Source organism: Burkholderia sp. LFS061 (assembly GCF_047978125.1).
In the GTDB taxonomy this organism is placed as follows: domain Bacteria; phylum Pseudomonadota; class Gammaproteobacteria; order Burkholderiales; family Burkholderiaceae; genus Burkholderia; species Burkholderia pyrrocinia_C.
This window is the reverse complement of sequence record NZ_JBFPFS010000020.1, coordinates 21,302-41,618: the sequence shown is the minus strand read 5'-3', so window position 1 is coordinate 41,618 and position 20,317 is coordinate 21,302. Positions and strand designations below refer to the sequence as shown.

Annotated in this window: 19 protein-coding genes and 2 pseudogenes; 13 read left to right on the top strand and 8 right to left on the bottom strand. The window is 68.7% G+C overall.

The window, feature by feature from the left end; genetic code table 11:
• The first annotated feature begins 267 nt into the window (after positions 1–267).
• The 4 genes from ACNQQL_RS18950 to ACNQQL_RS18935 are packed head-to-tail and all read left to right on the top strand — an operon-like array spanning position 268 to position 3,868.
• A complete protein-coding gene (locus tag ACNQQL_RS18950) occupies positions 268–1,281 on the top strand; it encodes a LysR family transcriptional regulator (RefSeq protein ID WP_347065068.1) in 1,014 nt (337 codons plus the stop codon).
• Positions 1,278–2,702, top strand: a complete 1,425-nt coding sequence (locus tag ACNQQL_RS18945) for an NAD(P)/FAD-dependent oxidoreductase (RefSeq protein ID WP_347065067.1) — start codon at positions 1,278–1,280, stop codon at positions 2,700–2,702. Before ACNQQL_RS18950 ends, ACNQQL_RS18945 begins: the two co-directional genes overlap by 4 nt.
• Positions 2,703–2,747: 45 nt before the next feature.
• The gene (locus tag ACNQQL_RS18940; RefSeq protein WP_347065066.1) at positions 2,748–3,278 is read left to right on the top strand and encodes a hypothetical protein; all 531 of its coding nucleotides are present in this window, start codon (positions 2,748–2,750) and stop codon (positions 3,276–3,278) included.
• A complete protein-coding gene (locus tag ACNQQL_RS18935; RefSeq protein WP_347065065.1) occupies positions 3,275–3,868 on the top strand; it encodes a peroxidase-related enzyme in 594 nt (197 codons plus the stop codon). The genes ACNQQL_RS18940 and ACNQQL_RS18935 overlap by 4 nt, the downstream gene beginning before the upstream one ends.
• 53 nt (positions 3,869–3,921) lie before the next feature.
• Here ACNQQL_RS18935 and ACNQQL_RS18930 read toward each other — a convergent pair.
• Positions 3,922–4,176, bottom strand: a pseudogene (locus ACNQQL_RS18930) (Lrp/AsnC ligand binding domain-containing protein); the annotation flags it as partial.
• Between ACNQQL_RS18930 and ACNQQL_RS18925 the strand changes: the two are divergent.
• Positions 4,141–4,665, top strand: a pseudogene (locus tag ACNQQL_RS18925) (arginine deiminase-related protein); the annotation flags it as partial. The pseudogenes ACNQQL_RS18930 and ACNQQL_RS18925 overlap by 36 nt on opposite strands.
• Positions 4,666–4,819: 154 nt before the next feature.
• On the opposite strand, the gene ACNQQL_RS18920 reads toward ACNQQL_RS18925, so the two are convergent.
• The 4 genes from ACNQQL_RS18920 to ACNQQL_RS18905 form a co-directional block, all read right to left on the bottom strand.
• Entirely contained in the window at positions 4,820–7,564 is a 2,745-nt protein-coding gene (locus ACNQQL_RS18920; protein ID WP_347065064.1) for an Hsp70 family protein, read from the bottom strand.
• 5 nt (positions 7,565–7,569) lie between these two features.
• Positions 7,570–9,411, bottom strand: a complete 1,842-nt coding sequence (locus ACNQQL_RS18915) for an Hsp70 family protein (protein ID WP_347065063.1) — start codon at positions 9,409–9,411, stop codon at positions 7,570–7,572.
• On the bottom strand, positions 9,408–10,025 hold the full coding sequence (locus ACNQQL_RS18910) for a DUF2760 domain-containing protein (RefSeq protein ID WP_347065062.1): 618 nt from the start codon (positions 10,023–10,025) through the stop codon (positions 9,408–9,410). The genes ACNQQL_RS18915 and ACNQQL_RS18910 overlap by 4 nt, the downstream gene beginning before the upstream one ends.
• 260 nt (positions 10,026–10,285) lie before the next feature.
• Entirely contained in the window at positions 10,286–10,726 is a 441-nt protein-coding gene (locus ACNQQL_RS18905) for an Rrf2 family transcriptional regulator (protein WP_072442206.1), read from the bottom strand.
• A 141-nt stretch (positions 10,727–10,867) separates the two neighbouring features.
• Here ACNQQL_RS18905 and ACNQQL_RS18900 point away from each other — a divergent pair, with 141 nt between their 5' ends.
• The 5 genes from ACNQQL_RS18900 to ACNQQL_RS18880 all read left to right on the top strand — a co-directional run bounded on the left by ACNQQL_RS18900 (position 10,868) and on the right by ACNQQL_RS18880 (position 16,004).
• Entirely contained in the window at positions 10,868–11,782 is a 915-nt protein-coding gene (locus ACNQQL_RS18900) for an NAD(P)/FAD-dependent oxidoreductase (protein ID WP_347065061.1), read from the top strand.
• Between the two features lie 163 nt (positions 11,783–11,945).
• Positions 11,946–12,905 carry a LysR substrate-binding domain-containing protein gene (locus tag ACNQQL_RS18895; RefSeq protein ID WP_204423087.1) on the top strand — a complete coding sequence of 320 codons (960 nt, stop codon included), beginning with the start codon at positions 11,946–11,948 and terminating at the stop codon, positions 12,903–12,905.
• A gap of 129 nt (positions 12,906–13,034) precedes the next feature.
• On the top strand, positions 13,035–14,165 hold the full coding sequence (locus tag ACNQQL_RS18890) for a DSD1 family PLP-dependent enzyme (protein WP_347065060.1): 1,131 nt from the start codon (positions 13,035–13,037) through the stop codon (positions 14,163–14,165).
• A 115-nt stretch (positions 14,166–14,280) separates the two neighbouring features.
• Positions 14,281–15,252, top strand: a complete 972-nt coding sequence (locus ACNQQL_RS18885; RefSeq protein WP_347065059.1) for an ornithine cyclodeaminase family protein — start codon at positions 14,281–14,283, stop codon at positions 15,250–15,252.
• A gap of 29 nt (positions 15,253–15,281) precedes the next feature.
• On the top strand, positions 15,282–16,004 hold the full coding sequence (locus ACNQQL_RS18880) for an HAD family hydrolase (protein ID WP_347065058.1): 723 nt from the start codon (positions 15,282–15,284) through the stop codon (positions 16,002–16,004).
• A 127-nt stretch (positions 16,005–16,131) separates the two neighbouring features.
• On the opposite strand, the gene ACNQQL_RS18875 is transcribed toward ACNQQL_RS18880, so the two are convergent.
• Both ACNQQL_RS18875 and ACNQQL_RS18870 read right to left on the bottom strand, forming a co-directional pair.
• The gene (locus tag ACNQQL_RS18875) at positions 16,132–16,749 is read right to left on the bottom strand and encodes a glutathione S-transferase family protein (protein WP_072442216.1); all 618 of its coding nucleotides are present in this window, start codon (positions 16,747–16,749) and stop codon (positions 16,132–16,134) included.
• A gap of 88 nt (positions 16,750–16,837) precedes the next feature.
• Positions 16,838–17,206 carry a hypothetical protein gene (locus tag ACNQQL_RS18870; RefSeq protein WP_347065057.1) on the bottom strand — a complete coding sequence of 123 codons (369 nt, stop codon included), beginning with the start codon at positions 17,204–17,206 and terminating at the stop codon, positions 16,838–16,840.
• A gap of 81 nt (positions 17,207–17,287) precedes the next feature.
• Between ACNQQL_RS18870 and ACNQQL_RS18865 the strand changes: the two genes are divergently transcribed.
• Positions 17,288–17,755 carry a MarR family transcriptional regulator gene (locus ACNQQL_RS18865; RefSeq protein WP_347065056.1) on the top strand — a complete coding sequence of 156 codons (468 nt, stop codon included), beginning with the start codon at positions 17,288–17,290 and terminating at the stop codon, positions 17,753–17,755.
• A 33-nt stretch (positions 17,756–17,788) separates the two neighbouring features.
• Here the strand turns inward: ACNQQL_RS18865 and ACNQQL_RS18860 are convergent, their stop codons facing one another.
• Complete coding sequence (locus ACNQQL_RS18860; protein WP_347065055.1) at positions 17,789–18,382, bottom strand: TetR/AcrR family transcriptional regulator; 594 nt, start codon at positions 18,380–18,382, stop codon at positions 17,789–17,791.
• 118 nt (positions 18,383–18,500) lie between these two features.
• Here ACNQQL_RS18860 and ACNQQL_RS18855 point away from each other — a divergent pair, with 118 nt between their 5' ends.
• Positions 18,501–19,559: a saccharopine dehydrogenase family protein gene (locus ACNQQL_RS18855; protein WP_347065054.1), complete on the top strand. Its 1,059-nt coding sequence runs from the start codon at positions 18,501–18,503 to the stop codon at positions 19,557–19,559.
• Positions 19,546–20,307, top strand: coding sequence for an isocitrate lyase/phosphoenolpyruvate mutase family protein (locus tag ACNQQL_RS18850; RefSeq protein ID WP_347065053.1), 762 nt, complete (start codon positions 19,546–19,548; stop codon positions 20,305–20,307). Before ACNQQL_RS18855 ends, ACNQQL_RS18850 begins: the two co-directional genes overlap by 14 nt.
• The last annotated feature ends 10 nt before the right edge of the window (positions 20,308–20,317 follow it).

The following is a 20,317-nucleotide window of genomic DNA, read 5'->3' as shown; positions in this document are numbered from 1 at the left end:
ATCGCGTGCGGCGCGAAGCGGATGACGCGCGCGGATGGCCATCCGCATGCGGCGCATCGTGCAGTGCGTCTGCATGCATCGCATCGCGTTGATTCGATTGCGGTTTCCCGCGCGGCTCCCCTCTCAGCCGAGGCGCACGTACGCGCCGCCGGCCATCGTGAAGATCGCACGCTTCGCAGTTTTCGCGCTGTCGATAGCAAAAATCATTATATGAATCACGCATGCTCGCACTCCTACAATGCGTAAATCGCATCATTGGAACGCGTCATGGAGCTGCATCAACTCGAAGCCTTTTCCGCGGTCATGTCGGCCGGCAGCGTGACCGGCGCGGGCGAACTGCTCGGCCGCTCGCAGCCGGCCGTCACGCGGCAGATCCAGGAGCTCGAAGCCGATCTCGGCTACGCGCTGTTCGACCGGCACGGCCCGCGCGTCACGCCGACGCGGCGCGCGTTCCTGCTGTACGAGGAAGTCGAGCGCTCGCTGGTCGGCCTGCGCGCGATCGAGGCGCGGGCACGCGCGCTCGGAAACGAAACGGCCGAACCCGTGCGCATCGCGGCGACGCCGTCGCTCGCGGCCACGCTCGTGCCGGCCGCGCTCGCCGCGCTGCCCGACGGCACACATGCGCCGCACTACCAGTTGCGCAGCGAATCGGCCGAGCATGTCGTGCATGAAGTGCTGGCCGGCACGGCGGATATCGGCGTCGTCACGCTGCCGATGGCGCACGCGGGGCTCGACGTGCACTGGATTGCGCAGACGCCATGCGTCGCCGTGCTGCCCGCCGGCGATCCGCTCGCGGCGAAGCCGCGCATCGCGCTGCGCGATCTCGCGCGCCGCCGCGTCGTCACGGTCGCGAACCGGCACCGGCTGCGCCAGCGGATCGACGCGGCATTCGCGGCCGCGCGCGTCGAGGCGCGCGTGTTCATCGAAACCAATGCGTCGCTGAATGCGGTGATGGCCGCGCGCGCGGGCATCGGGATCGGCATCGTCGATCCGGCGACGGGCGTCGCGCTGCCGGTCGACGGCGTCGTCGCGCGCCCGCTCGACGTCGACATCCCGTTCGCGTTCGGCGTCGCGACGCCGGCCGGCAAGGCGCGCACGGCCGCCGTCGATGCGCTGCTCGACGCGCTGCACCGCACGACGCGCGCGCTGCTCGACGACGTGATTTTTCACGACGCAGCCGCACACGACGCGCTGCTGCGAGGCGACCGGCTGCGCAGCGAAAGCGCGCCGCGCCCGCCTCGCCCGACACGTACACGCCGCACCCGCCCGGAGGCCGCATGACGACGCCGCTCGACGCGCTCGAAGCGCGGCTCGCGCAAGACCTGCGCTGGCTCGACCTGCCCGCGCCGTCGTGGGTGCCGCCGCGCGAAGCCGACGGCGCGCGCGTGCTCGACGTCGCGATCGGCGGCGGCGGCATGGCCGGGCTCGCAGCTTCCGCCGAACTGCGCCTGCTCGGCATCGACAACCAGTGCGTGATCGACCGCGCGCCGGCCGGCTACGAAGGGCCATGGGTCACGTTCGCGCGGATGGACACGCTGCGCTCGCCGAAGCAGCTCGCGGGCCCCGCGCTCGGCCTGCCCGCGCTGACGTTCCGCGCATGGTTCGAGGCGCAATACGGCCGCGATACGTGGGACGCGCTCTACAAGATTCCGCGTACGCAATGGATGGATTACCTGCGCTGGTATCGGCGCGTGCTCGACCTGCAGGTGCGCAACGACACGACGCTCGTCGCGCTGCGCCCGCGCGACGACGGGCTGCTCGCGCTCGACGTGCGCGGCAACGGCGAAGCGCAGACCCTGCTCGCGCGGCATGTCGTGCTCGCGACCGGCCGCGACGGTCTCGGCGGCCCATACGTGCCGCCCGTCGTACAACGCGCGCCGCGCACGCGCTGGGCCCACTCGTCCGAGCCGATCGATTTCGCGGCGCTCGCGGGCAAGCGTGTCGGCGTGGTCGGCGCGGGCGCGTCCGCGTTCGACAACGCGGGCACCGCGCTCGAAGCCGGCGCCGCGCGCGTCGACCTGTTCTTCCGCCGCGCGGACATTCCGCGCATCAACAAGCTGACCGGTATCGGCAGCCCGGGCCTCGTGCACGGCTACGCCGATCTCGACGATGAGACGAAGTGGCGCTTCATGCACTACGCGTTGACGTCGCAGACGCCACCGCCGCGCGACAGCGTGCTGCGCGTGTCGCGCCACGAGCACGCGCATTTTCATGCGGGCAGCCCGATCGAGACGCTCGCCGAACGTGCGGACGGCCTCGACGTGACGACGCCGCGCGGGCGCTACACCGTCGACTTCCTGATCTTCGCGACGGGCTTTCATTCGGATTGGACGACGCGTGCGGAATTCGCGTCGTTCGGGCAGCACGTGCGGCGCTGGAAGGACCGCTATCGCCCCGAACCGGGTGCATGGCTCGACGAACTCGCCGAATCGCCCGATCTCGGCCCCGCGTTTGCGTTCCAGGAACGCGAGCGCGGTGCGTGCCCTGCCGTCACGCGGATTCATTGCTTCAATCATGCGGCGAGCCTGAGCCACGGCAAGCTGTCCGGCGATATCCCGGCCATCAGCGCGGGCGCCCAACGGCTCGCGCGCGGCATCGCGAGCCGGCTGTTCGACGCCGACCGCGGCCGGCACTACGACGCACTCGTCGCGTATGCGAACGCCGAGCTGCAAGGCGACGAATGGCGCGACGCCGACGCATGAGCGCGCGTTCATCGATCACATAAACGACGAAGGGAAACCAAAACGATGACTGAATCCATCACGCCGGCCGCCGCGCCGGACACGATCGACGCGGTAGCCGGCCTGCGCGACGACGATGCCGTGACCGCACTGCGCCGCGCGCGCGACAAGGTGCTGCTCCATGCGCGGCTGAGCGAAGCCGCGCTGTTCGATCCGGCGTTGCCCGATCTTTCGTTGGTCGAAAGACTGCATGCGGCACGATACGTCGCGCAACGCTCGAACGCGCACGCACTGGCCTCGACGTATCGCACGCGGCTGCTCGACGCGGGCGGCATCGCCGAGGACATCGCGCTCGCCGACGCCGATGCGTTCGACGCGCTCGCCCCGCGCGTTGGCGCGATCCTCGCTCATGCGCGGCTTTTGACACACGCGCCCGCCGATGCACGCCCCGCCGACCTCGATGCGCTGAGGTCGGCCGGACTCACGACGCCCGCGATCGTCGCGCTGTCGCAGCTCGTTGCGTTCGTCGCGTATCAGTTGCGCGTCGCTGCTGCCGCGCAAGCGCTTCAGGCACGTGCCGCCAAGGAGGCCGCATGACGACGTCCGCCCACGGCTTCACGTCCGACACGCTCGGCTGGCGCGCCTGGCTCGACACGGTATCGCTCGATGCCGCGACGCCCGATCAGCTTGCGGTGCTCGAAGCGAGCCACCCGCATGCGAAAACATCCGACTACTACCTGCTGCTCGTCCACCTGCCCGAAATCCTGCGGCAGCGCTCGGGTGTGTTCAACGCGATCATGTACGGCCCCGGCGGGCTGTCACGCGCGGAGCGCGAACTGGCCAGCACGGCCGTGTCGCGCGTGAATGGGTGCGTGTATTGCGCGTCGGTGCATGCGCAGCGCTTCGCGCAGCTCGCGAAACGCACCGATGCGATCGAGCAGGTGTTCGACGATCCGGCGACGGCCGGCACGACGGCACGCGAACGCGCGATCGTGCGTTATGCGATCGCGCTGACCGAGCGACCCGATACGGTCGACGCGGACGACATCGCCGCGCTTGAAGCCGAAGGGCTGACGCAGGAGGAAATCCTCGACCTGTCGCACGCGGTCGCGATCTTCGCGTGGGCGAACCGGTTGATGCTGACGCTGGGGGAGCCGGTGTTTCCGGAGTCGGCAGCCAACGCGTGACGCGCCTGCGAGCACGCCTGCTCACGCACAAGCCGTCGCGGGCCCTGCCCGCGTCACGCCTTGTGTGTCGACAACAAAATGCTCGTCTCGGTACTCGCGATCCCGTCGATCAACCGGATCGCGCCGAGCACGCGATCGAAATGCTCGAGCGAATCGGCATGCAATTCGGCGACGAGATCCCAGCGCCCGTTGGTACTGTGGATCGACGCGACGTTCGGATGTCCGCGCAGCACCTTCACCACTTCCGCGCCGCGATTGCCCTGCACCGCGATCGACATCAGCGCGCCGATCCGGTCGCGCTCGAACGCTTCTGCACGCACTTCAATTTCGAGCCGATCTGCTTCGATACGGCCGACGCCGACGGGCGCCCGATCTATCACACGAACGTGATGATGAGCGTCGCAACCGAGTTCGCGATGGTCGGCCTCGACCTGATCGCCGACCGCCGGCGCCGCACCGAAATCGCGCAACGCCTGACCGAAACGGGACGCGCGGTAATCGCGCTCGATCAGTCGCAGATCGCGAACTTCGCGGGCAATACGCTGGAATTGTCGGGAAGAAACGGGCGCGTGCTCGCGCTGTCGCGGCGTGCGTTCGATAGCCTCACACCTGACCAGCGCGCGACGATCGAGCGCTCCGCGCGGCTGCTGCCGCTCGACGTGCCGACGATCGAACTGGCCGGCGGGTCGGTGCGCTGCATGCTCGCGGGGATTCATCTCGCGCGGCGGGCAACCGCGCCGGAGGCGATTGCCGTGGAATCGGTCACATCGCCGCGCGAGACGACGCCGCAGTTCTGACCGGCAACCCGGCAAAACGCAAACGGCTGCCGATGCGATGCAACGGCAGCCGTTTTCTTGTTCGACGGGGCATTGAATCGGCGAGCGTCAGCCCGCATCCGCAACGCCACGAAATGCTCCGGCATCCGAACGATACCGGAGCCCGCCGCGCTGCTCACCCGGCCAGCAGCTTCAACCCGGCCGGCAGCGTCTCGCCGAACACGCGCACCGTGTCGGCTTCGTCGAAGGCGATCGCTTCGCGCACCATGTCGATCCATGCGGCCGATGCATTCGCGGCCGACAGACGCTTGATCACCGCGTCGCGCGTATCGTCCGGCAGGTCGCGTGAACGGTCGCCGGTCATCCGTGCGATCTGCGCAGCCGCGAATGCGGCCGGCTCGACCTGCTTCCAGTCGAGCGCGAACAGCGCATCGAGCCAGCCGTTGGCGACTTCCGCAGGCACGACACTGTGCGCGCTGCCGTAGAACGGCCGGCGCGCACCGATGCGCCCGAGCGCCCACGCGCAAAGCGCGCGCTCGGCCGGCTTCTGCAATTGCGCGACCAGGCGCTCGGCCAGCTCGATCTTGCGCTCGACGGGCAGCCGTTCGAGCGAAGCGGACAGCCGCGTCATGTCGGCCGGGCCGACCTTGCCCGGATCGAACGGCAGCTTGCGCCGCTTGTCGTCGGACGGTTCGAGGAACGCGATCGCGTCGCGCACCTGCGTCTGCGCATCGTCGTCGAGACCGCCGGCCACGCGCCGCCACAGCGTCCACCACTCGGACCACACCTGAGCGTCGTTCACGTATTGAATCCCGTCGTCGAACAGCGGCCACAGCTGCTCGATGCGCCACGCGTCGAGCGGATGGCCGAAGCCCGGACGCAGGCAATAACCGGCGAGATTCAGCCACGCGCGTTCGTGATCCGCGGAGCGCCGGCGGCGCCGCGCCCGCGCAAGCAACGCGTCGAACAGTTCGCGCGCGAGCGCGACGTCCCACTCGTCGCGCGGGCCGAGCACCTGCTCAAGTTGTGCGCGCAACCGGCGCGTATCCTTCGGCGTAACGTCGGCGGCCTTGCTGCCGAACGAGCGCTCGATCAGCTCGATGGCCTGGTCGAGACGCGGATGCCGCTCGGGCGCATCGTCGCCGCCGTGCGCCGGCGCATCGCCGCGCAACTGGAATTCGAGCCGCCAGCGGCGTGCCGCGTCGTCGGTCGCGATGCAATGCATTTCGAGCGTGCCGACCTCGGTCAGCGATGCGGTGAGCTTCACCGGCGTTTCGCGCGCATCGCTGCCCGCCTGCCGCTCGACGACCGTCGCGATCGGCGGCAGCCGCACGAAATCGCCGCTGTCGAGTTCGACGAGATCGCCGGGGCGGTACGCAGTCTCGGCCACCGTCGACACGAGGTGAAAACGCACCGGCTGCCCGAGCTGCAGCGCGAAGGTGCGATCCTCGAGCCGGATCTCGCGGCCCTCTTCCGCGCCGCGCGGCAGCAGGCAGACGCCGCGCGCGGCTGCGTCGCCGGCGCCATCGTCGAGCACGAGGAAATAGCTGCGCGCGGAACCGCCGCCGATGCGCGGCGCATGCCCGGCACGCGCGAGCCCGTAGGCCACCGCTCCGCGCGCGACGGCCACGTCCGGATGTGCGTTGTGCAGCACGTCGAGCGGCGCGCCGCGCCACGCGCCGAGCGTCTGCGCGAGACGGCCGGCGAGCGCGCTCGCGCGGAACACGCCGCCGTTGAGCAGCAGCGTGTCGGGCAGCGGGCCTTCCGCATGACGGTTCAGAAACGCGGCGACGTGCCGCGTGACGGCCGGGTCGCTCGCATACGGCAGCCCGAATTCGACGATCGCCGCCCGCGCGCGGCGCGGCAGTTCGCAGGCCTCGACCTGCGGAAAGAAACCGTCGACGACGATCTGCTCGACTTCCTGCCGCGTCAGCTCGGCCGAACGCGCGCCGCCGACGAGCTTGCTGCCCGCGCCGAGCAGCGTGACGGTGACGGACGCCGGCGCATCGTCGCCGAGCAGCCGCTCCTTCGCCGCACGGCAGCGCTCGACGAGCTGCGACAGGCTCGCGGCCGACAGCCGCGTGCCGGGCTCCGTCAGCCGCGTCTCGACCAGGCGCGCGAGCGCGAGGTCCATGTTGTCGCCGCCGAGCATCAGGTGGTTGCCGACGCCGACGCGCGTAAAGGTCGGCTCGCCGTCGTCGCCCGGTGCGACATCGACGAGCGTGAGGTCGGTCGTGCCGCCGCCGACGTCGCAGATCAGCACGCGCCGCGCGTCGGCGAACGTGTCGCGCAACGTCGCGCGCTGGCCGTACAGCCAGTCGTAGAACGCGGCCTGCGGCTCTTCCAGCAGCCGCAGCGCGGGCAGCCGCGCGCGCCGCGCGGCCTCGACCGTCAACGCGCGCGCGCCGTCGTCGAACGACGCGGGCACCGTCAGGATCACGTCCTGCTTCGCGAGCGGCGCATCGGGAAAACGTGCGTCCCACGCGTTGCGCACATGCGCGAGATAACTCGCGCTCGCGTCGACCGGCGATACCTTGTCGACGCCGTCGGCCGCGCCCCACGGCAGGATCGCCGCGAGCCGGTCGACCGATGCGTGCGACAGCCAGCTCTTCGCGCTCGTCACGAGCCGGCCCGGCACCTGCGCGCCGAGCGTGCGCGCATAGCGGCCGATCACGGCCGGCGTCGCACCGGCGGCCTTCGCTTTCGCATCGGCCGCCCACGGCAAGCGCAGCGCGTCCGGCGGCAATTCGCCCGCCGCCGGGTGATAGCGCACCGACGGCAGCAGCGGCTGCGCGGCCACCGCGCCGGGGCCGACCAGTTGCTCGACGTCGAACACGCGGATCGCGTCGGAGCCGGCCTCGACGTATGCGACGACCGTATTGCTCGTGCCGAGGTCGATGCCGACCGTATAGCGCTTCATCGTGCTCAGGCGGCGCCGCGCACGTCGAACTCGACCTTCCAGCGCTCGTTCGTGCCGCTCGGGATCGCCTCGAGCTCGAGCGTGCCGGCTTCGGTCACGCGCGCATGCAGCTTCACCGGCACGATCTCGCCGACCGTGCGGCCTTCGGCAGGCAGCGTCGCCTGGATTTCCTCGAGCTCCTGCAATTCTTCCGGCGACCAGTAGTCGAGCAGCGTGCCGACCTGGTCCTGGCGACGCACCGACGAACCGAAGAAGCGGAACTGCACCGGTTCGCCGACGACGAGGCCGAACTCCTGCGGCGGCAGCGCCGCGTCCGAGCCTTCCTCCATCCCGAACGGCGCGATGCACAACGCCTGCACCGGCGGTTCGAGCCCCGGCACTGCGGGCATCGCCGATTCGATCGCGACGTAATACGCACGCGCCGTGCCGCCGCGAATGCGCACGCCACGGCCGCGCTTCACGTAGCCGTAGTAAGCCGCGCCGCGCGCGACCGCGAGATCGAGATCGGCGCCTTCGAGCAGGCGCGCGAGCGGCGCGCCTTCGGCGGCCAGCCAGCTGTTGAGCGTATCGAGCACGCGCTGCGTGAGCAGCGCCGACTTGAACACGCCGCCGTTGAACAGCACGGCCGTCGGATGCAGGAACGTCGCACCCTGCGGCAGCGTGCGCTGCACGCCTTCGAGCGTGTCGAGCGCCGCGACCTGGCGGCCGAGGAACGCCGCGAGATGGCGCGTGATGCCCGCGTCCTGCGCATACGGCAGGCCGAGCTGCGTCAGGCCGACGCGCGCGCGGCTCACCGGGCGCGCGGCCGCGTCGACCTGCGGGAAGAAGCCTTCGAGAATCGTCTGCGTGAGTTCCACGCGCGTGAGCTCCGTGCGGATCGAACCGCCGATCAGCTTCGAGCCGCGGCTCGGCACGACGAGCGGCACCGCGTCGGTCGTCGGGTCGGACAGCAGCGTTTCCTTCGCGGCGCGGCATGCGTAGGTGAGCGCGCGCAGTTGCCACGGATCGGCTTGTGTGCCCTGCTGCGCGAGCTTCCGCGCGACCACGTGCGCGAGCGCGAGGTCCATGTTGTCGCCGCCGAGCAGGATGTGCTCGCCGACCGCCACGCGATGCAGTTCGAGATTGCCGTCGCGCTCGACCACCGCGATCAGCGACAGGTCGGTCGTGCCGCCGCCGACGTCGACGCACAGGATCAGGTCGCCGACCTGCACCTGCTTGCGCCAGCCGCCTTCGCTCTTCTGGATCCAGCTATAGAGCGCGGCCTGCGGCTCCTCGAGCAGCGTCATCCGCGTGTAGCCGGCGGCGCGCGCGGCCTCGGCCGTCAGTTCGCGCGCAGCCGGATCGAACGATGCGGGGATCGTCACCGTCACGTCCTGATCGACGAACGGCGCGTCCGGATGCGTGTGGTCCCACGCTTCGCGCAGGTGCGTCAGGTAGCGGATCGAGCTTTCCAGCGGCGACACGCGCGACACTTCGGGCGGCGCATCGCTCGGCAGGATCGCCGCGCGGCGGTCGACGCCCGGGTGGCACAGCCAGCTCTTCGCGCTCGACACGAGGCGGATCGGCGTACCGGCGCCGCGCGTGCGCGCCATCTCGCCGACCGCGAAGCCGCGCGAGGCCGTCCACGGCAGCGTCAGGTCGCCCTGCGTCAGTTCGCTTTCATGCGGCAGATAGAGGAACGACGGCAGCAGGTCGCGCGACTCCAGCGCGCCGGGCGCGGTGAGCTGCGCGATCGGCAGCACCTGCTGCGTGATTGTTTCGCCGTCGCTTGCGGCGCTGTCGACGTACGACAGCGCGCAGTGGGTCGTACCGAGGTCGATACCGATCGAATAGCGCGGATCGCTCACAGTTCCACCTCCGCCGGTGCAACCACCGATGCGTCGTGGCTGCCCGTCAGCTTCGGCAGGCGCACGTCGGCGACGCGCCAGCCGCGATGGCTGACGGTGCCGGTGAACGGCGCCGAGCCGACCACGTTGCCCGTCACGCGCACGGCCGTCGCGTCGAAACCGGCCGGCAGCGTCACGCGGCTGCCTTCGGCTTCGTCGCGCACCGGCACGATCGTGAAGTGTTCGCGCAGCGCGGCACGGCAGCCGTCGTGCACGAGGCGTGCGGCCGCGCCGATGTCGGCGTCCGCGTAGCCGGCGATGTCTTCCTCGACGAAGTCGATGAAGCGCGCATCGCGCTGCAGCAGGCCGAGCAGTTGCAGCGCGGCCTGCGGGCTCGCTTCGCGCAGCTCGGGCGCCGGGGCCTTCACGGGCGCAGGTGCGGGCGCAGGTGCGGGTGCGGGTGCGGGTGCGGGGGCCGGGGTCGGTGCGGCCGCGGGTGCCGGCGCGACCGGTGCCGGGGCGCCGTCGCGCACGCGCAGCACGCCGGCCGCGAACTCGCGGTTGCCGAGCACGGAGAAGAACGTGCCGACGGCAAGCGACAGCCGGCCGAAGAAGGACAGGTTGGATTCGGGCATGGGGTCTGGACTCCTGTGGGCTCGCGACATGGCGAGCAATCTTGCCTGGGCGCCGGGCGGCGGCGTGCGAAATGCGCACTGCCGCCGCCCGGCGCGTGATTCGGACGCGCCCTCGCGGGTGCGGAAAACCCGTATTTTGCCCTGTGGCGGGCGAACCGGGCAGAAGTTGGGGGACAGAACATTGCGACGCGACGGGTTGGGCCGCGCCGGATCGCGCCGGATTGCACGTCAGGCGCGATCGATCGTGATGCTGCGCCGCGTCAGCGCGTGTAGCCCCGCAGCGCAGCCTTCGCTTCGAAATCGCGCGACAGCATGCCGAGCGTGACTTCGCCGAAGCGCGCCAGCAACGATGCTTCGGCATCCTTCAACGTCGCCGACAGATGCGCGTTGACGGCCTGTTCGACCAGGCATTCGGGCTCGTCCTCCGGCACCAGATCGGAAAACAGCGGCGGCTCGCCCACCGCGCGATAGACGTCGAGCAGCGTGATGTCGTCGAGCGCGACGCTCAGCACCCAGCCGCCGCCGTGCCCTTTCTCCGACTGCACGTAGCCGCAGTCGCGCAAGCCGCCGAGCAGGCGCCGCACGACGACCGGATTCGTGGCCAGCATCGTCGCGATCGCCTCCGACGTGAGCGGGCCGTCGGCCTGGTCCATGTGGATCAGCGCATGCAGCATGCGCGACAAACGGCTGTCGGTTCTCACGGGCGGTGCTCCACTCTCTCGAAACTTCTAAAGTTGCATGAATGATACCATCGCTCTATCATGCAACTTCACGTGTTTCATGAGTTGGCCGCCATCGGGACACGTCCGTCATTCATGCAGGTTCAGGAAAGGAGCGGATGCATGCATAACCATCATGAAGTGATCGTGGTCGGCGGCAGCTTTGCGGGGCTGTCGGCGGCGATGCAGCTGGCGCGCGCACGACGCCGCGTGCTCGTGATCGACGCGGGCCGGCCGCGCAACCGTTTTGCCGAACACGCGCACGGCTTTTTCGGGCAGGACGGCAAGCCGCCCGCGCAGATCGTTGCCGAAGCCATCGCGCAACTGGATGCGTATCCGACCGTGCAACAGATCGACGGCGAAGTGCGCACGGCCGAGCGCGATGCCGACAGCCGCTTCCACGTGATGCTGTCGAACGGCCGCCGCGCGAGCGCCGACCGGCTGATTCTCGCGATCGGCATCCGCGATGAACTGCCCGCGCTGCCGGGGCTCGCGGAACGCTGGGGCATCAGCGTGCTGCATTGTCCGTATTGCCATGGGTACGAGGTGAGCGGCCAGCGGCTCGGCGTGCTCGCCACGCATCCGCTTTCCGTGCACCAGGCAATCCTGATTCCGGACTGGGGCCCGACGACGTGGTTCACGCAGGGCGTGGTCGAAGCGAATAAGGAAGAAGCCGCGTTGCTCGACGCTCGCGGCGTGCGCATCGAGCGGTCGCCGGTCGTTGAAATTCTTGGCGATGCGCCGCGTATCGAAGCGCTGCGGCTCGCCGACGGGCAGGTCGTCGCGATCGATGCGCTGTTCGTCGGTGCGCGCACGGTAATGGCGAGCGATCTCGCGCAGCAGCTCGGCTGTGCGTTCGACGAAGGGCCGCTTGGCTCCGCGATTCGCGTCGATACATGGAAGCAGACGAGCGTCGCCGGCGTGTTTGCCGCCGGCGACGCGTCGAGCCTGATGACCAACGCGACGTTCGCGTCGGCGTCCGGGGTGGCTGCGGGGGTCGGTGCGCACCGGTCGTTGATTTTCGGGCTGCACGCTTGACGGGAATGCGTGCAGCCGAGCGTGACGCGACGCGCGTCGCTTTCGCCGCGTGACGAAGGTCAACCTGTCGAGCCTGACACGTGCTCGCACACGGTCGGTCATCGCACGCATTTGCCGCGATCCGCAGCCGCATCGATGGATTCGCGGCGTGATGTGCGGTTTAATGCTCGGCAACACCAGCATTAAGAGACATGAAATGCTCGATCTCGACGACCTTCGACTCGTTCGCGCGATCGGCGCGTCGCGCTCATTGGCCGCTGCCGCGCGCCTGCTCGATCTCACGCCGCCCGCGGTCACGATTCGCCTGCAGCGGATGGAGGCGCGATTGAGTGCACGGCTCGCCGTGCGGCAGTCGAAAGGGATCGCGTTGACCGACGAAGGGCAACGGCTGTACCAGGAAGCCGTCGATATTCTCGAGCGTGTGGAGGCGCTGCCGGTCAGCATCTCGGGCGACCACGGCGACGTGCAAGGCACGCTGCGCGTCGTCGCCCCGTTCGGCTTCGGGCGCAAGTACGTCGCGCGGATCGTGCGTGACGTGCAACGCGCACATCCGAAGCTGGAAATTTCGCTCCACCTGTCGGAGAGCCCGTTGACGAGCGCGTCGGCGGCCGACGTGGTCGTGCACGTCGGCAGCCTCAAGTCGTCGTCGTGGATCGGCTATCCGCTCGCGCCCAACGAGCGTTTCCTGTGTGCAAGCCCCGGCTACGCGCGTCGCATCAAGGAACTGAATCATCCGTCCGACCTCGCTCGATACGACTGCCTGTGCCTGCGCGAGAACGACGAGGACATTCCGCGATGGCGCTTCTCGCCAAGTGGCGACGGTCAACACGAGTCCGGACGGCCAACCGTGATCCGCGTCACGGGCGCGCTGTCCTCCAACGACGGCACCGTCATCACCGATTGGGCATTGTCCGGGCTCGGGATCGTGGAGCGCTCGGAATGGGACGTCGCCCCGCTGCTGGCGAGCGGCAAGCTCGTCCGGCTGCTGCCCGACTGGAGCCTGCCGCCCGCGCCTGTCACGGCGCTGTTGCCGTCGCGCACGGGCCGATCCGCGCGCCAACGCGTTTTTCTCGAAGCGGCGCGGCAGTTCCTCGATCCGCCGCCGTGGCGCGGCAAGGCATGAGCCGCACCGCGGCCCGCGCGATTCAGTCGATTAAATCACGCTTAATGGTGGATTAGCCATGCGTTAAACACGGTGTCCGCCGGCCGCCCTACTGTGTTCGCTGTCGACAACATCGCAACCCAACGCATCGTGAACATTCAAACCCTCAACACCCCGGCCGCCTTGATCGATGTCGGCCGCATGCGTCGCAACATCGACCGCATGCAGGCGCATCTGGACGCACTCGGCGTCAGGTTCCGGCCGCACGTCAAGACCACCAAATGCCGGCAAGTCGTCGACGTGCAAATCGCGGCGGGCGCGCAGGGCATCACGGTGTCGACGCTCAAGGAAGCCGAGCAGTTCTTCGCGGGCGGCGTCCGGGACATCGTCTATGCGGTCGGCATGGTGCCCGCGAAGCTGGGCCAGGCGCTTGCGCTGCGCCGGCAGGGCAGCGACCTGAAGATCGTCGCCGACAGCCTGCAGGCCGCGCACGCGATCGCCGCATTCGGGCGCGAGCATGGCGAACGCTTCGAAGTCTGGATCGAAGTCGACGTCGACGGCCATCGCTCGGGCGTCCCGCCCGAAGGCGACCTGCTGATCGACGTGGGTCGCGCACTGGTCGACGGCGGGATGGCGCTTGGCGGGGTGCTCGCTCACGCGGGCTCCAGCTACGACTACAACACGCGCGAAGCGCTGGTGGCGATCGCCGAACAGGAGCGCAGCCGCACCGTGCGGGCCGCGGAGCGCCTCAGGGCCGCCGGGTTGCCCTGCCCGGTCGTCAGTATCGGTTCGACGCCCACCGCCCTCGCGGCGGAAAACCTCGACGGTGTCACCGAGGTCCGCGCCGGCGTGTATGTGCTGTTCGACCTCGTCATGCACAACATCGGCGTGTGCGAGCTGTCCGACATCGCGCTGTCGGTGCTGACCACCGTCATCGGACACCAGGAAGAGAAAGGCTGGGCGATCGTCGACGCGGGCTGGATGGCGATGAGCCGCGATCGCGGCACGCAGCGCCAGGCGCGGGATTTCGGCTACGGGCAGGTCTGCACCGAAGACGGCGAAGTGCTCGGCGACTACGTCGTGAGCGCAGCGAACCAGGAACACGGCATCGTGTCGCGTATCGGCTCGCCCGACACGGGCATCGCGCAGCGGTTTCCGATCGGAACGCGCCTGCGCATCCTGCCGAATCACGCGTGCGCCACCGGCGCGCAACATCCCGAATATCAGGCCATCGGCGAAGACGGGGTCGTACACACGTGGCCGCGCTTCTACGGGTGGTGAGCGGAGCGTGGCCTCCACGCCCCGTCCGGCCCAGGATTTGACTATTTGTCTAAATCTGGACACACTTTAAACCTTCCCGATTCGCCCTGGGCCGGAAAGCCTGACCTGACCTGACATGCCGACAGACGCCCGACTCCTTCTTCTCGACCGCGACGCCGTCGAACCCGCCCTTCAGGCCGAGCAAGTGATGGCCGCGGTGCGGGAAGCCTTCGTGCTGCACAGCCAAAGGGCCGGACGCGTGTTCCCGGTAGTCCGCGAAAAGCTGCACACCGGGGGCGTATTCGGCATCAAGTCGGGCGACGTCGCGAGCCAGGATCTGCTCGGGTTCAAGGCGGCCGGATTCTGGCCCGGCAACCGGGCCCGCGGCGGCGAGCCGCATCAGGCAACCGTTGCGCTGTTCGATCCTGCCACGGGCCGCCCCCTCTGCATCATGGACGGCAACGCGATCACCACCGCGCGGACCGGTGCCGCCGGCGGCCTCGGGCTGCAACTGCTGGCCCGCCGCGACAGCACGCGGATCTGCGTGTTCGGCACGGGCGTGCAGGCGCGCGTCCAGCTCGAATACGCGCTCAGGCTGCTGCCGCAACGTTGCGCGGTGCGGTACGTGAACCGCAGCGGCGAGCCGGACCCGGTGTTCGAATCGGCCTTCCATGAACGATGCGAGATTCGCATCGCTCGCGACCGGAACGACGCGGTGGCCGACAGCGATGTGGTCATCACGGCAACGCCGGGCGGCGGTGCGTTGTTCGATGCGGATGCGGTTCAGCCGGGTACCCACCTGACCTGTGTGGGTGCCGACACCGTGGGCAAGCGCGAACTTCCGGCAGGCGTGCTGGAACGTGCGCGCATTTTCGTCGACGACCACGATCAGGCGCGCAGCATCGGCGAGTGCCAGTGGGCGCCGGATCTGCCGCGCACCGAAATCGGCGACCTGCTCGCCGGAACGGTGTCGATCGACCGCTCGCCGAGCGACGTCACCGTATTCGACATGACAGGGCTCGCGCTCCAGGATCTGACCGTTGCGCGTTTCCTGTTTGAGCAGGCCCTTGAAAACGGCACGGGAACCTCAGTACCATGGCCGTGGTGAACGCCCTCCACCCCGCACCGTCATCCGCCATGCGCCTGCCTGACGTATCCGCCCTCTCGTTCGACCTGGACGACACCCTGTGGCCGTTCGGGCCTGCCGTCGAACGGGCCGAAGCGGCACTTCGCGCGTGGCTGATCGAGCACGCTCCCGATACCGCGAGCGTGCTGCCCACACAACAGGCGCTGAGCGAGCTACGTGAGGAATACGAACGTTTGTGTCCTGATCTTGCCAGCGACTATCGCGCGTTGCGAATCGGCTCGATCCGGCTTGCGCTGGAGCGCGCGAACGAAGATGTCGCGCTGACCGAGCGTGCGTACGAAGTCTTCTATGCCGCGCGCAACAACGTCGAGTTCTATGAAGACGCGTTGCCGGCGCTGGCATGGCTGAGCGCCAGGTTTCCGTTGATCGCGGTGACCAATGGCAACGCGGACCTCCGGCTGACCGGCGGCGGAGAATTCTTTCGGGAAACGCTCAGTGCGCGTGCGCTCGGGATCGCGAAGCCGGAACCCGAAATATTCCATGCGGCGGCAGCGGCGCTCGACGTGCGTCCGGCGGAATTGCTGCACGTCGGGGACGACTTCCACCTCGATATCGTCGGTGCATTGAACGCGGGGCTTCAGGCGGCATGGGTAGTGCGCGACCATCAGCCGGAAGTGGAACGCGATCCGCAGCATGCCGCGACGCCGCACCTCACTCTCCGCGACCTGTCGATGCTGTGTCGCGCGCTCGGCGGGCCCGACAACGTATCGTGACCGCATGCGCGCGCCGCGCTCACGCTGCGTGCTGTACCGCTGTGAAACGCGGCTGACCGTCGGTTGTCCGTTGCGCAAACATCGCGGTCGGCCATGCCAATGCAGCGCATGACCGACCACCGCCCCGTCACGCCGCCTTGCGCGCCTCCGCAATGCGCTGCGGCGCCTTCGGCCGCGAGTAAAGGCGTTCGAGATACGCCCGCAGTTGCGGAAACGGTTCGATCAGGTTGCATTCGCTCGCCCAGTCGATCAGGTAGGCCGTCACGCAATCGGCCACCGTCAGCGAATCGCCGACGATGAACTCGCGCCCTTCGAGATGCTTGTCGAGGATCGCGGCCATCGTCGCGAAATCCTCGCGCGCCAGTTCGATGTCGGCCGGCGAACGCTTCTCCGGCGGATAGATGAACGAATGCCGCGTGATCCGCCACAGCGGCTGCTCGAGCTCCGTCACCGCGAACATGACCCACCGATAGGCCTGGGCACGCAGCGCCGGATCGACCGGCAGCAGCGCCTTCTCCGGATACTTGTCCGCGAGATACAGCACGATCGCGGCCGACTCGGGAATCACGAGATCGCCGTCCACCAGCACAGGCACCTTGCCGGCCGGATTGAGGCGCACAAATTCGGGCTGCTTGTGCTCGCCCGTAAGCAGGTTGACCGACACGAACTCGAAATCCGCATCCAGTTCCTTCAGCCCCCACAGCGCGCGTTGCGTGCGGGTGCCGGCAAATCCGTAAAGCTTCATCGCCAGTCTCCATCCAGAATGTCGGGGAAATCTCCGCATGCAGGTCACGGCACATCGACGCAACGCGATGCGCAGCGGCCGGCATCGTTCACGCGCCGGGAATCGCCAGCACCGGCATCACGTCGATCGTCTCGCCCGGGAAAATCGTGAAATGCGGATGGCCTTCGAACAGCGCGGCCGCCGCATCGTGCGAAGCCGCCCGCACGACGGTGAAGCCGCTCAGCGCGTTGGCCGTGTCCTTGATGCCGCCCGCATCGATGGTCTTGGTCTTGCCGAGCGGCCCGCCCAGCTCGACGATCGCGTCGCGATGGCGGTCGACCCATGCCTTCCATGCGGCGATGCCTTCCTTCTCTTTCGCGCGCCGCTCCTGGTCCGAAAGCGCGACCCACGCCTTCATCCGCGGGCTGTCCTTGCTGCCGAGGAATACGGCGAGATACAACTGCTGTTGAGCACTCATGCTTTCTCCTCCGATGACGGGCGCGGCGGGCTGCCGCGCCTCGACCTTGACAAGATAGGTTGATATCAACACAATTGCAACATGGCACGAAAAGAAAAGCTCCCTTTCGAAACGACGCTGATGGTGCGCGATTGCTGCCTGTGCCTGCACATGCAGCGCGCGGCGCGCAATCTTGCGCGCATCTTCGACGATGTGCTGCGTCCGCTGGATCTGACCAACGGCCAGTTTTCGCTGCTGATGTCGCTGAACCGGCCTCAGCCGGCCCCGATGAAATCGGTCGCGTCGCTGCTCGCGATGGACCGCACCACGCTGACCGCCGCGCTCAAGCCGCTCGAGCGGCGCGGGCTCGTCACGATCGCGCAGGATCCGGACGACGGGCGCAGCCGCCTGCTCGAACTGACGCAGGCGGGCCACGATCTATTGGCCGAAGCGTTTCCGCTGTGGCAACAAACGCATGCCGACATCGAACGGCAATTCGCGCCGGGAGAAGTCGACCTGTTGCGCGACCAGTTGCACGCACTGTCGCAGGAGCCGGCTGCGCGCGGTTGAACCGGCGCGCGGATCGCGGCCGCGGCGTGCCGCCTATTTCCTGCCCTTCTTCGGCAGCAGCAGTTGCGCGAATTCCTGCAGGAAATGCACGGGGCCGCGCTCGTGCAGCGCACGCCCGCTGCTCAGCGCACCGTCGATGACGGTTGCGAGCCGCAGCGCGAAAATTTCCGGTTCGTCGATCCGCATCGCGCTCGCCAGCTCCGTCAACCGGCGCCGCAGTTCCTGCTTGTGCGCGACGGCGACCTTGCGGGCCGGATGGTTGTCGTCCGCATATTCGGCGGCGATGTTGATCTGCGGGCAGCCGCGATAGCCGGGCCGCGCAATGCGCTCGCCGATCCATTGAAGCTGCGCATCCAGTTCCTCGCGCGGCGTGCGCTTGTACTGCTGCGCCACCGCATCCCAATGCGCCCAGAAATCCGCGTCCTCGCGCAGCAGGAACGCCTCGATCAGGTCGTCCTTCGCCGTGAAGTGGCGATAGAGACTCGTCTTCGCGACGCCCGCCTGCGCGACGATCAGGTCCACGCCAACCGCGCGCGTGCCTTCCCGGTAGAACAGCTCGCTGGCCGTTTGCAGAATGCGCTCGCGCGTATCGAGCGCGCTACCTTGTGTGTCCGTTCCCTTTTTCATCCAAGCCCGGCCGCCCAGGGCCGCCCGTACCGCAACAGTGGGCCGATCATAGCACCGTGAGGTTGACGACGCTACAGGTCTGTACTATAAAACAGACCGTTCTGTATCGGAGTTGATCATGGACGATCGAAAGACGGTTGCGGTCTATGGCGCCACGGGTCACACCGGGCGGTTCGTCGTCGCCGAACTGGCCCGGCGCGGCGTTGGCGCGATCCGCATCGGCCGCGATGCCGCGCGGCTCGCGGAAGGCGGCACAAGCGACGCCGCGCCTTCGCGCGTCGCGGCGATCGACGATCCGGCCGCGCTCGATGCCGCGTTGCGCGGCGCGGATGCCGTGATCAACTGCGCGGGCCCGTACCTCGATACCGCGCTGCCGCTGGCCGATGCCGCGCTGCGGGCCGGCATCCCCTATCTCGACCTGACGGCCGAACAGCCGTCGGTACTGGCGCTGGCCGAACATGCCGATGCCCGTGCGCGCGCCGCAGGCGTGACCGTCGTTCCCGCCGCCGCGTTCTACGGCGGCCTGGCCGACCTGCTCGTCACGGCCGTCGTCGACCAACGCAAGCCGATCGATCGCGTCGATATCGCGACCGGCCTCGACAGCTGGCACCCGACGCGCGGCACGCGCGTGACGGGCGAACGCAATCGCGCGGTGCGGCTCGTCCAGAGGGACGGCAAGCCGACGCCGGTGCCGTCGACGGCACGCGAACGCGTGTGGCCGTTCCCGGCGCCGATCAGCACCGTCGACGTGACGCTGCTGCCGTTTTCGGAAGTGATGACACTCTCGCGTCATCTGCGCATCGATACGATCGAATCGTGGCTCGCGACGCTCGCGCTGCGCGACGTGCGCGATGCCGCCACGCCGCCGCCCGAGCCGACCGATGCGCTGGGCCGGTCGGCGCAGCAGTTCGCGATGGACGCGATCGTCGTGCAGGGCGGCACGACGCATCGCGTGACGGCATCGGGACGCGACATCTACGCGGTCAGCGCGCCGATCATCGTCGAGGCGGCCGTGCGCCTGATGACGGGCGAGGCCGTCGTTTCAGGCGGCGTGCGCAGCCTCGGCGAATTGTTCGACGCGCGCGATTTCCTCGCGGCGCTCGATACGGTGGCAATATCGTTCGGCACGACCACCGATCCGGTTTTCATAAGGAGAGACAAGCATGACGAGCAATGAGAAAGGCGCGTATTTCCGGTCGCTTCATCGCGCGGGCCAGCCGCTGGCGCTGTTCAACGTGTGGGACGCCGGCAGCGCGCGCACTGCGGCCGACGCGGGTGCGGTCGCGCTGGCGACCGGGAGCTGGTCGGTAGCCGCGGCCAATGGTTTCGTCGATGGCGAGCAGATGCCGCGCGCGCTCTTGATGGAAGTGCTCGAGCGGATCACGCGTGCGACGAACTTGCCCGTCACCGTCGATCTCGAAAGCGGGTACGGCGAGCGGCCCGAGGATGTCGCCGAAACGATCGCGCTCAGCATCGAAGCGGGGGCGGTCGGCAGCAACCTCGAAGACAGTTTTCCGGCGACGGGCGAATTGCGTGACGTCGAAGAAGCGGCAGCGCGTCTCGCGGCTGCACGGCGGGCGGCCGATCGCGCGGGCGCCGACTACTTCATCAATGCGCGTACCGACGTGTTCTTCAAGGCGCCGGCCGACACGCACGACGAACGCCTGCTCGACGAAACGCTGGCCCGCGCACGTGCATATGCGGCGGCCGGCGCCGACGGTCTCTTCGTGCCGGGCCTTCAGTCGCCTGCGCTCATTCGCGCGCTGACGGCCGCGTCGCCGCTGCCGGTGAACGTGATGCGCGTCGCGGAAACGCCGACGCTCGCCGACCTCGCCGAATACGGCGTGGCCCGCATCAGCCACGGACCGTATCCGTATCTGCAGGCGATGAAGACGCTTGCGGCGATGGTCAGGCAAGGCGGCTAGCGGATTCCCG

Bases quoted from the DNA above. Each gene is read 5' to 3' on its own strand.
- ACNQQL_RS18860 (WP_347065055.1), bottom strand. From the start codon at position 18,382: ATGAAAAAGGGAACGGACACACAAGGTAGCGCGCTCGATACGCGCGAG.
- ACNQQL_RS18895 (WP_204423087.1), top strand. From the start codon at position 11,946: ATGCTCGGCAACACCAGCATTAAGAGACATGAAATGCTCGATCTCGAC.
- ACNQQL_RS18910 (WP_347065062.1), bottom strand. From the start codon at position 10,025: ATGCCCGAATCCAACCTGTCCTTCTTCGGCCGGCTGTCGCTTGCCGTC.
- ACNQQL_RS18935 (WP_347065065.1), top strand. From the start codon at position 3,275: ATGACGACGTCCGCCCACGGCTTCACGTCCGACACGCTCGGCTGGCGC.
- ACNQQL_RS18885 (WP_347065059.1), top strand. From the start codon at position 14,281: ATGCCGACAGACGCCCGACTCCTTCTTCTCGACCGCGACGCCGTCGAA.
- ACNQQL_RS18945 (WP_347065067.1), top strand. From the start codon at position 1,278: ATGACGACGCCGCTCGACGCGCTCGAAGCGCGGCTCGCGCAAGACCTG.
- ACNQQL_RS18875 (WP_072442216.1), bottom strand. From the start codon at position 16,749: ATGAAGCTTTACGGATTTGCCGGCACCCGCACGCAACGCGCGCTGTGG.
- ACNQQL_RS18880 (WP_347065058.1), top strand. From the start codon at position 15,282: ATGCGCCTGCCTGACGTATCCGCCCTCTCGTTCGACCTGGACGACACC.
- ACNQQL_RS18870 (WP_347065057.1), bottom strand. From the start codon at position 17,206: ATGAGTGCTCAACAGCAGTTGTATCTCGCCGTATTCCTCGGCAGCAAG.
- ACNQQL_RS18950 (WP_347065068.1), top strand. From the start codon at position 268: ATGGAGCTGCATCAACTCGAAGCCTTTTCCGCGGTCATGTCGGCCGGC.
- ACNQQL_RS18850 (WP_347065053.1), top strand. From the start codon at position 19,546: ATGACGAGCAATGAGAAAGGCGCGTATTTCCGGTCGCTTCATCGCGCG.
- ACNQQL_RS18940 (WP_347065066.1), top strand. From the start codon at position 2,748: ATGACTGAATCCATCACGCCGGCCGCCGCGCCGGACACGATCGACGCG.
- ACNQQL_RS18865 (WP_347065056.1), top strand. From the start codon at position 17,288: ATGGCACGAAAAGAAAAGCTCCCTTTCGAAACGACGCTGATGGTGCGC.
- ACNQQL_RS18900 (WP_347065061.1), top strand. From the start codon at position 10,868: ATGCATAACCATCATGAAGTGATCGTGGTCGGCGGCAGCTTTGCGGGG.
- ACNQQL_RS18920 (WP_347065064.1), bottom strand. From the start codon at position 7,564: ATGAAGCGCTATACGGTCGGCATCGACCTCGGCACGAGCAATACGGTC.
- ACNQQL_RS18855 (WP_347065054.1), top strand. From the start codon at position 18,501: ATGGACGATCGAAAGACGGTTGCGGTCTATGGCGCCACGGGTCACACC.